This is a genomic window from Oxalobacteraceae bacterium OTU3CAMAD1 (genome assembly GCA_024123915.1).
Taxonomy (GTDB): domain Bacteria; phylum Pseudomonadota; class Gammaproteobacteria; order Burkholderiales; family Burkholderiaceae_D; genus Rugamonas.
The window spans coordinates 742486-755547 of record CP099650.1 but is presented as its reverse complement, the minus strand read 5'-3'; the positions used below and the strand labels follow the sequence as shown (position 1 = coordinate 755547).

Below are 13062 nucleotides of genomic sequence, written 5' to 3'. Positions count from 1 at the left end.
GGATTCCATTTCAGTTGCAACCGCAGCCGCCACCGCCCACACCGGCGCCGCCCGACGAGGACTCGCGGCTGGTGTAGATGTGGTCGTCGTAACGGCTGAACAAACCGCCGTCGTTGAAAGTCATCTCCGGCTTGGCCAGCGTGCCTTTTTCCCACGGCTGGACATTGCCGAACGAGGCGCAGCCGGACAGGCTGGCGGCCAGCGCCAGGGCGATCAGGGTTTTCATTTGGCGGCTCCCAGTGCGGATTGAATCTTCGCTTCCAGCTCGGCGCGGTCGGCGTCGCGGAAGCCCGAATGCTCCAGCAGGACCTTGCCGTCAGGCCCGATCAACACGCTGCTCGGCATGCCCTTGATGCCGTACTGGCGCGGGGTGGCGCCCTTCGGGTCGAAGGCGATGGTGAACTTGGCCGGCGTCGTCGCCAGGAAGGTCTTGGCGTCCTCGCTCTTGGCGTCGACGTTGATGCCGACGATCTGGAATCCGCGCGGGCCGTACTTGGCCTGCATCTCGTTCATCCACGGGAAGGACTGACGGCACGGGCCGCACCACGAGGCCCAGAAGTCCACGTAGACCACCTTGCCGGTCAACTTCGCCAGCTGGACGGCGCCGTCCATGCCCTGCAGGTCGAACTGCGGCGCGGGTGCGCCCTTCTCCAGCGCGAAGGCGGACGATGCGCTCAGCGCGGCGGCCAACAAGATCGATATCGCTTTGATTTTCATAATGGCTCCAGGTTAGTTTTGCTCGTCGCGATTGCGACGACGGCGCCACACGATCACGCCGAGCGACAGCATGGCCAGCATTGCCAGCATTGGATCGTTGACGCTTTGCGAGGCCGAGCAACCGCCGCCGCCGGCGTTTTGCGGCGTGGCGTTGGACGGTGCGGCGTTGGCCTGGCCGTTCAGGGCGATGGTCCAGCTGCTGCCGGCCACGTTCGACTGGATCACGACATTGCCGCTGTTGCCGCCGGCGTTGACCGGGGTGTAGCGCACCACCAGGTCGCAGGTGGCGCCGGGTTGCAAGGTGAACGGGAAGGCGGCGCAGCCGGTGCTGTCGGCGACGGCGGCGAACGGACCGCTAAAGGCGGCGCTGGCCAGGGTCAGTGGCGCCGAGCCGCTGTTGGTCAGTGTGAAGCGGCGGGTTGGCGCCGTTGCGCCGATGGTGACGGCGCCGAAGTCGAAGCTTTGCGGGTTGAGCCCCAGAGCAGGAGCGCTGACCGCGACCGCCACACCGTTGCCGCTCAGCGGCAGCGTGAGCTGGGCACCGGCGTCGGTCACCAGCAACAGGCTTGCGCTGCGGGCGCCGGCCGCCGTCGGACGGAAGACCGTGGTGATGGTGCAGCTGGCGCCGGCGCTGACGGCGCCGTTGGCCGCGCAGGTGCCGCCGGTGACGAAATCGCCAGGCTGGTTGCCGCCCAGGGTCAGGGTCGAGATACGCACCGCCCCGCTGCCGGTGTTGTTCAAGGTCGTGGTGTGCTCGGCCGCGCTGGCGCCGACTTGCGTGTCGGCGAAGACGATCGGACCGGTCTCGGACAGCACCGGGATACCCACCGATTGCGTGGTGCCGCTACCGGTGATGGCCACTTGCACCGCCGCCGCGTTCGACGTCACGCCCAGGGTGGAGGTGACCGCGCCGTCGGCGGTCGGCGCGAAGCGCACCGGTACCGAGCAGCTGGCGCCGACGGCCAGGGTATTGCCGCAGTCGCTGCCGGCGATGGTGAAGGCGCTGGAGCCGGTCAGGGCGACGCGCGTGAAGGCGACGGCGACGTTACCGGTATTGGCCAGCACCACCGTCTGCGACGTGGCCGGGGAGCTGATGGTGCGCATGCCGAAGGCCAGCGCCGACGGCGTGGCCGTTAGCGCCGGCGCGGCGGCCGAAGCGGTGCCCGACAGGCCCACCGTGGCGGCGCCGTTGGCGGCGTTGGAGGCCAGGGTCAGGCTGGCGGCGAAGGCGCCGGCGGCCGTGGGCGTGGCCAATACGGTGACGGTGCAGCTGGCGGCGGCCGCCAATGGCGTGGCCACCGCGCAGCTGCCGCCCAGCGTGAAGATGTTGGCATTGGCGCCGCCCAGGGCGATGGAACTGAAGGTCAGCGGCGCCTGGCCGCTGTTGGTGACATTGATCGTGGAGACGGCCGACGCGGCGCCGGTCAACTGCGCGCCGAAGTTGACGCTCGGCGCCGACAATGCGATGGTCGCCTGCGGCGTGGCGTTGCCGGTGCCGCTCAGGGCCACGGCGCTGCTGCCGCCGGTGGCGTTGTGGGTGATGGTCAGGGTGGCGGCGCGCGCGCCGGCCACGGTCGGACGGAAGCTCGCTTGCACGGTGCAGTTGGCGCCGGCCGCGATGGCCGCGCCATTGGCGCAGGTGCCGCCGGCCAGCGTGTAGTCGCCGGCGGCCGCGCCCCCCAGCGAGATGTTACCGATATTGAGCGCGGCGTTGCCGGTGTTGCTCAGGGTGGCGCTCAGCGGGGCGCTGGTCTGGCCGATACTGGTGCCGGTGAAGGCCAGGCTGGCCGGCGCCAGCGAGGCGGCCGGCGCCGCCGTCACGGTGGGGTTGCCGATATAGGCCGCCAGGTCCGCCAGTTCGGCGGCGCTGAAGCGGCCGGCGAACTGGCCCATGCCGCCACCAGCGTTGCGGGCGATGGCGGCGGAGATGACCGACGGCTGATTGGCGGCGCGCTGGATGTTACTGACGTTGTTGGCCGGTGAGGGGCCATGACAGGCGACGCAGGTGCCGCCGCCGCCGACAGGACCGTTCTGATACAGGGTCCGGCCGTTCAAGGCGTTTTGCGCATTCGCCGATTGCGAAGCCAGTCCCAATAGCAGCGCCGCTGCCGCCGCGTGCCGCAGCCGGAATTCCCACGTTAAACCTGTCATGCCACTCTCCTGAAGTTGATCTTGAAATTGATCCAAATAGATCTATAAACCGCAGACAGAGATAGCAAAGGCATTGAACGCGCTGTGCATCAGCGCGCACCACCACCAGTTGCGGGTGCGCTGGTATAGCAGCGCCAGCGCCAGTCCAGGTAGCAGCACCGCGATGGCGGCCTGCCAGCCGGAGCCCAGGTGCAGCAGGCCGAAAGCGGCCGTCGACACCAGCGCCGGCCATGCCCAACCGAGGCCTTGCCGCTGCGCCGAGCGCCGTAGCAGCCACTCCTGCAGGCCGGCGCGGACCACGCACTCCTCCAGCAGCGGCGAAAGCACCAGCAGCCGCAGGCAAACGCCAAGGTCGGGCGCCCGCAACTGGGGGCCGCACAGGGCGTCCGCCGCCCATGGCATGGGCAGAAGTGAGGAAATCAGCGGCACGTTGAAAAGCCTGGTTACCGGTTTGCGTATCTTGTCTGACCGTTCATTCCAGGCCAGCCGGTAAAGGTTCTAACTATAGTGAGAGAAAATGCGATTTATTTTCGACCGGTCAAACGACCGAGCCATTTGGTGGCGAAGCGCTTGTTCGCCTTGAGGGTGTAGTCCAGGGTGGCGAATTGCTCGTCCAGCGCCTCTTGCAGCACGCTGGCCGGATTGGCCGGTGTCAGTTTGAGATAGGCGTCCGCCTCGCCGTAGTCGCGATGGATTTCCATGCCGGCTTTTTTCGCGATGTGCATCATCGTCTTGTTCGACGACAGGCAGTGCATATATAAGGTGTCGACGTCGTTGTTGCGGCAGTGGATGGCGGCGCGCTCGAACAGCTTGGAACCGACTCCCATGCCGCGCGCGCTCTTGCTGACCGAGACGCCGAATTCGGCCACCCGCTCCTTCTCGGTGACGGCGCTCCTGGATTCGTCGCGCGGCGCGAAGGCCAGGTGGCCGACGGCCACCAGCTTGAACAGGCGGTTGTACACGCCGAACACCATATCGCGCGAAAAATCGATGTTGTTGACGTACTTCGCAACCTGCTCGTCTGGCAGCATGGTGCCGAAACGCAGCAGCCGGTCGCTGCTTTCCAGTTCAAGGAAGTGCTTCACCATGCGCCGGCGGTCGCGCTCCTGCAGCTCTTTGACGAGCACCGTCGGACGGTGTTTGCCGTCTTTGTTCTTGCCCCAGCGGCGCAGCGGATTTTGGAACAGGTCGAGGGAGTTCATAGTGGCGAAAAAGACAGTGTGCAGCGACATGGTGCAGCGCACCATCGACGTCATTGTACTCCTGTTTATGCGGGGCCGCCGTCCGGGGCGGCGGGCGGCAGCGGCATGCCGCCTGCATCTTCGCCCTCGACGTCCGCCGCCTTCAGCGCCACTTTGACGGCCCTTACCCGCGCGCTGTGCACGTATTCCGGTATGCGCTGGGGGTTGGCGGCGCTGGCCTGGGCGATCTCGCCGGCGTTGACGCCGCGCGCGGCCGCCATCGCCGCCTCCAGATGCGCCAACTGCGGGAACGGCGCGTCCAGATAGCTGGCTGTGGGGCCGATCCGGCCGCGCGAATCGCACTCGGTCGCCAGCAGCATCTGCGAAAAACGCGCCGGCTTGCGGAAGGCGTCGCAACGCTCCAGCAGCTTGACGATGGTGTTGGGCCGCAGTTGCAGCGCGCGGCCGACGTTGCCATGTTCGCGCGCGGTCATCACGGCCAGGTCGCGGCACTCGGTCGGCACCTTGAGGCGCTTGCACACCTGCTCGACCAGTTTGACGCCCAGCTCCTCGTGGCCGTGGTGCGCCGGCCAGGTGGCCGACGGCGTCACGCCCTTGCCCAGGTCGTGCATCAGGCAGGCGAAGCGCGTCGGCAGTTCCAGCCCCGCCCGCGCGGCGCAATCGATCACCTGCAGGATGTGGACGCCGGTGTCGATCTCCGGGTGCCATTTCTCCGGCTGCGGCACGCCCCACAAGACGTCGAGCTCCGGCAGGATGCGCGCCAGCGCGCCGCAATCGCGCAGCACTTCCAGCATGCGCGAGGGCTTGTCTTCCATCAGCCCGCGCGACAGCTCCTGCCACACGCGCTCCGGCACCAGCGCGTCGACCTCGCCCTGCTCCGTCATCTGGCGCATCAATGCATTGGTTTCCGGCGCCACGCGGAAGTCGCTATAGCGGGCGGCGAAACGGGCCACGCGCAGGATGCGCACCGGGTCCTCGGCGAAGGCGTCGGAGACGTGGCGGAACACGCGCTGCTCGATGTCGCGGCGGCCGCCGAAGGGATCGGTCAGGGTGCCGTCGTCGGCGCGGGCGATGGCGTTGATGGTCAGGTCGCGCCGGATCAAATCCTCCTCCAGCGTGACGTCCGGGGAAGTGTGGAACACGAAGCCCTTGTAGCCGGGCGCGGTCTTGCGCTCGGTGCGCGCCAGTGCGTACTCCTCCTGCGTCTTTGGATGCAGGAACACGGGGAAATCCTTGCCGACCGGGCGGAAGCCCTGGGCCAGCATGTCGTCCGGCGTGGCGCCGACCACCACGTGGTCGTGGTCCTTGACCGGCAGGCCAAGCAACTGGTCGCGCACGGCGCCGCCGACTACATAAATCCGCATCATGGTCAGTCAGGCATCTCGGCGTCGTGCTTGGGCGCCGTTTCGGTTTCGGCCAGCGCCTCGGCCACCCAGCGCGCCACCGCCGGATGCGCCAGCACGCGCTGACAGTAGGCGTCCAGCGCCGGCGCCAGCGACACGCCGTAGGTGCGGAAGCGCATCACCACCGGCGCGTAGTAGGCGTCGGCGATCGAGAAATCGCCGAACAGGAACTGGTGGTGGCCGAAGCGCGACAGGCACTCCTCCCAGATCTCGCTGATGCGGCCGATGTCCGCCTGGGTGCCGTTGGTGCGGCCCTTGCCGGGGAAGCTGGCGCGGATATTCATCGACATCGATGTGCGCAGGTCGGCGAAGCCCGCATGCATCTCGGCGCAGACCGAGCGCGCCATCGCGCGCGCGGCCACGTCCTGCGGCCACAGATGCAGCTCCTGGAACTGCTCGGCCAGATATTCGCAGATCGCCAGGCTGTCCCAGATCGTCATCTCGCCCGCGAGCAGCACGGGCACCCGGCCACTGGCCGAGTAGCCGCAGATGCGGTTGGCGGTGTCGGCCTGGTCGAGCAGCACGCGGACCTCCTGGAACGGGATGCCGAACGCGGTCATCGCCACCCACGGCCGCATCGACCATGACGAGTAATTCTTGTTGCCGATGATGAGCGTCAGGCCCGGCTCGCGCGCGGCGGTCAGGGTGTTCGACAGGCTGGGATCAAGTTTGGTGGTCTGCATGATGCGTCCGTAATGATGATGTGGTCAATGCGTGGTCAACGCGTGGTCAACGCGAGCCGTAGCTCGATTCCTGCTCTTCCTCGGGGGTGTAGGAGCGCGGCGCGACGGTGCCGATGCGCGCCTTCAGCGATTGCGGCCGGCCCTCGAACAACGCCGCGTAGTAGGTGGCGTTCGACATCACGTTCTTGACGTAGGTGCGCGTCTCGTAGAACGGAATGGTCTCGATGAAGATCGCGCTGTCGATCGGCTTGGTCAGGGTGGCGCGCCAGCGGCGCGAGCGTCCCGGCCCGGCGTTGTAGGCGGCGGTGGCCAGCACCTCGGAGCCGTCCATGTTCCCGAGCACCATGTTCAGGTAGTTCGTGCCCAGCATGATGTTGGTGCGCACGTCGGTCAGCATGTCCTGCGCGAAGTCGGTCAGGCCCAGTTTCTTGGCCACCCAGCGCGCGGTCGACGGCATCACCTGCATCAGGCCCGAGGCGCCGACGTGCGATTGCGCGCCGAGGATGAAGCGCGACTCCTGCCGCATCAGGCCATACACCCAGGCCTTGTCGAGCCCCAGCGTCTGGGTGGCCGGATGCATGACGTCGTGGTGCGGCGACGGGAAGCGCTGCGTGTAGTCGACCTGGATGCGGGTGCGGTCCGAGGTGTTGACCATGCGGTCGAGGATCTCGTTCTGGCGCGCGAATTCGGCGGCGGCCAGGTAGCCGCGTTCGTCCAGGCCGCGCAGGCCCCAGTTCCATTCGCGCGTGCCCTCGAAGCGCAGGCGCATCCCGAAGAACTTGAGCGAACGCTGGAAGTTGGGATTGGCGGCGATCGCCGCGATTTCGGCGGGGGTGATCGGCGCGCCTGGCAGCGGGATGGTAATCAGGTTGCCGGTTTCCTCCAGCGCCAGCTGGCCGTAGAAGTTGGGCTGGTCCGAGATGCTGCGGAACAGGCGTTCGGCCTCGCCGGCCGGATGGCTGGTCACGCCGGCTTCGGCCATCAGCGCGCGGCCCATCCAGTAGATCCACGCCGGATCGTCGCGCAGCGATGCGGGCATCGCCTGGATGTTGGCCTTGACCTGGCGCCAGTCGCTGGCGCGCAGCGCGATGCGGGTTTTCCACTGGATCTGGTCGATGGACAGCTTGGCGCCGTTCGAACGGCGCCAGTATTCGGCGGTGTCGGTGTCCAGCGAATAGGACGATTGCAGCGCGATCGCCGCCCAGCCCTCCTGCCGCTCCAGCGGCGTCAGTTGGGACGAGGCCTTCTCCAGCGCCAGCGACGCCAGCTTGACGCTGGTCTTGGCCATGCGGCCGACGGCCACCACGAAGATCTCATGCTCGGTGCGGCCGCTGCCCGGCCCCTTGGCCAAGGCCAGGGCCGGCGTGTCGATCGCCTGCACCGCCTTTTTCTCCGGCCCGCCCAGCAGGGCGACGATGCGGCGCGCCTGCCCGGTGGCGTTGAATTCGCCGGACAGGCGCAGTTGTTCATACAGGTCGTTGGCGTCGAACTGGCCGGTCTGGAACAGGGTCGCGATCAGGCCCGCGCAGGGTTCGCCGTAGACCGCTGGGGATGTGAGCAGGGCGCGCGCCTCGTCGGCCACTTTCTGGCCTTTGAGCGCGCGCGATTGCAGCGCGTAGCATTTGACCTGGGTGTCGTCGTTCAGCACAAACAGCGGCAGCTGCTCGTCGAAGGTGACCCAGTCGCGCTTGCGGCCCAGGTCCAGCAGCCAGTCGTTGCGCAAGCGGTCGACGATGGCCTGGCCTTCGTAGCGCTTCATGAAATCGCGGATTTCGGCGTAGGAGGCGTCCTTCAGGCGCGATTTGAGCCGATAATAATCGACATACGAAGGAATGGAATAATTGGCGAGACGGGCCGCGTAGAAATCCACCTTGGCCGCGTCGTCCTGGCGCACCGCGTCGCGCATCAGCAGGAAGGCATCGTCCTGCCGCTTGGTCTCGGCGCCGATATCCTCGGCGTGGGCCTGCGACATATACGACGGGTTGAACGCAACCCAGGCCACGACGACAACGCCGGCAATCCATTTCGAAGCGGAAATCAATGTGAAACTCTCTTTAAGCAGTGTACGAAGCGACAACCGAATCCATGACCAGCGATGAATCCATGACCAGCGACCCTAGAATACCACGTGCCGAGAGCGAACGAATAGCCCCGGCCGCTACGCAAAAGGCCGATTTGCGCAAGCAGTTGCTGACCGCGCGGCGCGCGCTCGACCCGGCCGCGCGGGCGGCGTGGGACCATGCCATCGGCACGCGGGTGATCGCGTGGTGGCGCGCGGCGCGGCCGGCGGCGCTGGGCGTGTACTGGCCGTTGCGCGACGAGCCCGATCTGCAGGCCGCCTACGTGGAGCTGGAGCGCCTGGGCGCGCGGCTGCTGCTGCCGGTGGTGGTGGAAAAACACGCGGCGCTGGAATTCGCCGACTGGCGTATCGGCGAGTCGATGGTCAAGGATGCGATGGGGGTGGCGGTGCCGGCGGATTTGCGGCTCGCGGCGGCGTATCCGCCGGCGTTGCTGGTGCCTTGTCTGGGATACAACCCGGAGGGATATCGATTAGGCTATGGCGGAGGGTTTTACGACCGCACCCTGGCGCGCTCGCCGCGTCCGGAGACGGTGGGCATCGCGTACAGCTGCCTGGAGGTGAAGTTCGACGGCGACGCGCACGATGTGGCGCTGGACCGCATCGTCACGGAAATCGCGGACATTTAACCCACAGTGCGGCCACAGGGGTCGTACCCCTTGGGGTACGACCCCGCGTCGGTTTGCGGGTTACGCGTATGCGCCGACAGTCACACCAGGCGTTGCCACAGCGCGGTGGTCGCCGCGGCCTGGTTCATGCTGTAGAAGTGCAGCCCCGGCGCGCCGCCGGCCAGCAGGCGCTCGCACAACTGCGACACGACATCGAGGCCGAAGGCCTTGATCGACGCGGTGTCGTCGCCGTAGCTGGCCAGCTTCAATCGCACCCAGCGCGGGATCTCGGCGCCGCACATGTCGGAGAAGCGCATCAACTGCGTGTAGTTCGTGATCGGCATGATGCCGGCCACGATAGGCACGCTGATACCCATCTTGCTGGTCTGGTCGACGAACTGGAAATAGGCGTCGGCGTTGTAGAAATACTGCGTGATGGCGGCGTTGGCGCCGGCCTTCACTTTGCGCTCGAACGCCAGCAGGTCGTCCTGCGGCGACTTGGCCTGCGGGTGCACCTCCGGATAGGCCGCCACTTCGATGTGGAACCATTCGCCCGTCTCCTGGCGGATGAACTCAACCAGCTCGTTGGCGTAACGAAATTCGCCGGACGCGCCGTAGCCGCTCGGCAGGTCGCCGCGCAGCGCGACGATGCGCTTGATGTTGTGCGACTTGAATTCGGCCAGGATGGCGCGGATCGACTCGCGCGTGCCGCCGACGCACGACAGGTGCGGCGCGGCGTCCTCGCCGGCGGCCAGGATCTCGACCACCGTGTCCAGGGTGCCGCGCTGGGTGCTGCCGCCGGCGCCGAAGGTCACGGAAAAATATTTGGGTTTCAGTTCGGACAGCTTGGCGCGCGTGACGCGCAGCTTTTCCGCGCCTTCCGCCGTCTTCGGCGGAAAGAATTCGATACTGAAATTATGATTAGCCATCTGAGTTCTTCAAAAGTAAGGTAGACAGAGCCCAGGAAATCACGCTGTACAACAGTGCGCCGCCGATCGCCGACAGGAAGCTGTCGACGTGGAAACCGTCGACGAATTGCGCCACCAGCCAGAACATGAAGCCGTTGATGACGAAGATAAACAGTCCCAGCGACAGCATGGTCACGGGCAAGGTCAACAGCAACAGGACGGGGCGGATCAGCGTGTTTACAAGGGCCAGTACGAAAGCCGCGACGAGGGCTGCGCCTATGCTTATGACATCGACAGAATGCATCAGGTAGGGAATTGCCAGCAGGGCAACCGCATTGATTAACCAGGTAAGGACCAAACGCATAACTAAGTCTCGCTGCAAAAAATATCTAGATAAAAACAAGGCCGGCAACAGATGCCGGCCCCGCCTCACGCCGTCAGATTAATAACGGTAGTGGTCCGGTTTGTACGGACCTTCCTGCGTCACGCCGATGTAGGCCGCTTGCTCTTCGGTCAGCACGGTCAGTTGCGCGTTCAGTTTCTTCAACTGCAGGCGCGCCACTTTCTCGTCCAGGTGCTTCGGCAGCACGTAGACGCCGACCGGGTACTTGTCGGTGTTGGCGAACAGCTCGATCTGGGCGATGGTCTGGTTGGCGAACGACGAGCTCATCACGTACGACGGGTGGCCGGTGCCGCAACCCAGGTTCACCAGGCGGCCTTCGGCCAGCAGGATGATGCGCTTGCCCGACGGGAAGATCACGTGGTCGACTTGCGGCTTGATATTTTCCCAAGTGTACTTCTTGAGGGCGGCGACGTCGATCTCGTTGTCGAAGTGGCCGATGTTGCAGACGATGGCCTGGTCCTTCATGGCCAGCATGTGCTTCTCGGTCAGGATGTGATAGTTGCCGGTGCAGGTGACGAAGATGTCGCCGTGTTCGGCGGCGTAGTCCATCGTCACGACGCGGTAGCCTTCCATCGCCGCCTGCAACGCGCAGATCGGATCGATTTCGGTGACCCACACCTGCGCCGACAGCGCGCGCATGGCCTGGGCCGAGCCCTTGCCGACGTCACCGTAACCGGCGATGACGGCGACCTTGCCGGCGATCATGACGTCGGTGGCGCGCTTGATGCCGTCGACCAGCGACTCGCGGCAGCCGTACAGGTTGTCGAACTTCGACTTGGTGACGGAGTCGTTGACGTTGATCGCCGGGAAGGCCAGCTTGCCGTCCTTATGCATCTGGTACAGGCGGTGCACGCCGGTGGTGGTTTCCTCGGTCACGCCCATGATCTGCGGCAGACGCTTGGAGTACCAGGCCGGGTCGATCGCCAGGTGCGCCTTGATGGCGTTGAACAGGCAGATCTCTTCTTCCGAACCCGGCGCGGCCAGCACCGAGAGGTCTTTTTCGGCGCGCGCGCCCAGGTGCAGCAGCAACGTGGCGTCGCCGCCATCGTCGAGGATCATGTTCGAATAAACGGCGTTGCCGGCGGCGTCGGCAGGCCACTCGAAGATGCGATGGGTGTAGTCCCAGTATTCGTCCAGCGTTTCGCCCTTGATGGCGAACACCGGCGTGCCGGCGGCGGCGATGGCGGCGGCGGCGTGGTCCTGGGTCGAGTAGATATTGCACGAAGCCCAACGGACCTTGGCGCCCAGCGCTTCGAGCGTCTGGATCAGCACGGCGGTCTGGATGGTCATGTGCAGCGAACCGGTGATGCGCGCGCCCTTGAGCGGCTGGGCGGCGGCGAATTCCTCGCGGATCGCCATCAGACCTGGCATTTCGGTTTCGGCGATGCGGATTTCTTTGTCACCCCAGGAGGCCAGGGAGATATCGGCGACCAGGTAGTCTTGTGCGGATTTGAGTACGGCGTTCATCACGCCCTCCTTTCAGTTAGAAAAAAGTAACGTGAGCGCGGTTGCAGATTCCGAGCCTGGCAAAAATGAATTCGTCGCAGCGCTCCTCGGAAGGTGCATTCTAGCACCACCTTGGCGCGCAGCACAGGCGCCGCGCCAAATTAGCTGGGTCAAGCGAGGTTCAAGCAACACTTCAATCCGGGGAGTAACCACCAACAACGGCTCTCCCCGGCGTGGCTTTATTTCAGGCCGGCGGCGGCGCGCAGGATCGCGGCCTTGTCGGTGCGCTCCCACGTGAATTCCGGCTCTTCGCGGCCGAAGTGGCCGTAGGCGGCGGTCTTGGCGTAGATCGGACGCAGCAGGTCGAGCATCTGCACGATGCCTTTCGGACGCAGGTCGAAGTGCTCCATCACCAGTGCGGCGATCTTGTCGTCGGCGATGACGCCCGTGCCTTCCGTGTACACCGTGATGTTGATCGGACGGGCCACGCCGATGGCGTAGCTGACCTGCACCTGGCATTGGCGCGCCAGGCCGGCGGCGACGACGTTTTTGGCGACGTAACGCGCGGCGTAGGCGGCCGAACGGTCCACTTTCGTTGGATCTTTACCGGAGAAGGCGCCGCCGCCGTGCGGGCTGGCGCCGCCGTAGGTGTCGACGATGATCTTGCGGCCGGTCAGGCCGCAGTCGCCCTGCGGGCCGCCGATGACGAAGCGGCCGGTCGGGTTGACCAGGTATTTGGTGTCGGTGAGCCATTCGCGCGGCAGCACTTGCTTGATGATCTCCTCGATCACCGCCTCTTCGATCTGCTTGTGCTGCATTTCCGGCGCGTGCTGGGTCGACAGCACGACGGTGTCGACCGAGACCGGACGGCCGTTGACGTAGCGCAGCGTAACTTGCGATTTAGCATCCGGGCGCAGCCATGGCAGGCGGCCGTCCTTGCGCAGCTGCGACTGGCGCTCGACCAGGCGGTGCGCGTAGTGGATGGCGGCGGGCATCAGCTCGGCCGTCTCGTCGCAGGCGTAGCCGAACATCAGGCCCTGGTCGCCGGCGCCCTGGTCAAGGTCGATACCGGCGCCTTCGTCGACGCCCTGGGCGATGTCCGGCGACTGCTTGTCGTAGGCCACCAGCACCGCGCAACCGCGGTAGTCGATGCCGTAGTCGGTGTTGTCGTAGCCGATGCGCTTGATGGTTTCGCGCGCCACTTGAATATAATCAACGTTGGCGTGCGTGGTGATTTCGCCGGCCAGCACGACCAGGCCAGTGTTGCACAGCGTTTCGGCGGCGACGCGGGCTTTCGGGTCCTGCTCGAGGATGGCGTCCAGAATGGCGTCCGAGATTTGGTCGGCGACCTTGTCCGGATGGCCTTCCGAGACGGATTCGGAAGTGAAAAGATAATCGTTTGACATCGCAAGCTCCTGATACTGGTTGAGAATGGTTGTCGCTCACCCAATACGGCTTGCGACG

Annotated in this window: 13 protein-coding genes and 1 riboswitch; of the genes, 1 reads left to right on the top strand and 12 read right to left on the bottom strand. The window is 65.7% G+C overall.

The window, feature by feature from the left end:
* Positions 1–10: 10 nt before the first annotated feature.
* From NHH88_03305 to NHH88_03270, 8 genes are all read right to left on the bottom strand, one after another.
* Positions 11–226, bottom strand: coding sequence for a DUF4266 domain-containing protein (locus NHH88_03305; GenBank protein ID USX14836.1), 216 nt, complete (start codon positions 224–226; stop codon positions 11–13).
* Positions 223–717 (bottom strand): TlpA family protein disulfide reductase, encoded by a 495-nt coding sequence (locus NHH88_03300; protein USX14835.1) that lies wholly within the window; start codon positions 715–717, stop codon positions 223–225. Before NHH88_03300 ends, NHH88_03305 begins: the two co-directional genes overlap by 4 nt.
* A 12-nt stretch (positions 718–729) precedes the next feature.
* Complete coding sequence (locus tag NHH88_03295) at positions 730–2868, bottom strand: choice-of-anchor D domain-containing protein (GenBank protein ID USX14834.1); 2139 nt, start codon at positions 2866–2868, stop codon at positions 730–732.
* A gap of 42 nt (positions 2869–2910) precedes the next feature.
* On the bottom strand, positions 2911–3297 hold the full coding sequence (gene mrtJ, locus NHH88_03290) for a JDVT-CTERM system glutamic-type intramembrane protease (GenBank protein ID USX14833.1): 387 nt from the start codon (positions 3295–3297) through the stop codon (positions 2911–2913).
* Between the two features lie 95 nt (positions 3298–3392).
* Positions 3393–4070, bottom strand: a complete 678-nt coding sequence (locus NHH88_03285; protein ID USX17520.1) for a GNAT family N-acetyltransferase — start codon at positions 4068–4070, stop codon at positions 3393–3395.
* Positions 4071–4135: 65 nt separating this feature from the next.
* Positions 4136–5434: a multifunctional CCA addition/repair protein gene (locus NHH88_03280; protein ID USX17519.1), complete on the bottom strand. Its 1299-nt coding sequence runs from the start codon at positions 5432–5434 to the stop codon at positions 4136–4138.
* Positions 5435–5439: 5 nt separating this feature from the next.
* The gene (locus NHH88_03275) at positions 5440–6156 is read right to left on the bottom strand and encodes a glutathione S-transferase family protein (protein ID USX14832.1); all 717 of its coding nucleotides are present in this window, start codon (positions 6154–6156) and stop codon (positions 5440–5442) included.
* A 46-nt stretch (positions 6157–6202) separates the two neighbouring features.
* Positions 6203–8197: a lytic transglycosylase domain-containing protein gene (locus NHH88_03270; protein ID USX14831.1), complete on the bottom strand. Its 1995-nt coding sequence runs from the start codon at positions 8195–8197 to the stop codon at positions 6203–6205.
* Positions 8198–8259: 62 nt separating this feature from the next.
* On the opposite strand from NHH88_03270, the gene NHH88_03265 reads away from it, so the two are divergent.
* A complete protein-coding gene (locus NHH88_03265) occupies positions 8260–8862 on the top strand; it encodes a 5-formyltetrahydrofolate cyclo-ligase (GenBank protein ID USX14830.1) in 603 nt (200 codons plus the stop codon).
* 80 nt (positions 8863–8942) lie between these two features.
* On the opposite strand, the gene metF is transcribed toward NHH88_03265, so the two are convergent.
* From metF to metK, 4 genes are all read right to left on the bottom strand, one after another.
* Entirely contained in the window at positions 8943–9770 is an 828-nt protein-coding gene (gene metF, locus NHH88_03260) for a methylenetetrahydrofolate reductase [NAD(P)H] (GenBank protein ID USX14829.1), read from the bottom strand.
* Complete coding sequence (locus NHH88_03255) at positions 9763–10113, bottom strand: phage holin family protein (GenBank protein ID USX14828.1); 351 nt, start codon at positions 10111–10113, stop codon at positions 9763–9765. The genes metF and NHH88_03255 overlap by 8 nt, the downstream gene beginning before the upstream one ends.
* 78 nt (positions 10114–10191) lie before the next feature.
* Positions 10192–11619, bottom strand: coding sequence for an adenosylhomocysteinase (gene ahcY / locus NHH88_03250; protein USX14827.1), 1428 nt, complete (start codon positions 11617–11619; stop codon positions 10192–10194).
* A gap of 26 nt (positions 11620–11645) precedes the next feature.
* A riboswitch (S-adenosyl-L-homocysteine riboswitch) is annotated at positions 11646–11713 on the bottom strand.
* A gap of 124 nt (positions 11714–11837) precedes the next feature.
* Positions 11838–13004 carry a methionine adenosyltransferase gene (gene metK, locus NHH88_03245; GenBank protein ID USX14826.1) on the bottom strand — a complete coding sequence of 389 codons (1167 nt, stop codon included), beginning with the start codon at positions 13002–13004 and terminating at the stop codon, positions 11838–11840.
* Between the last annotated feature and the right edge of the window lie 58 nt (positions 13005–13062).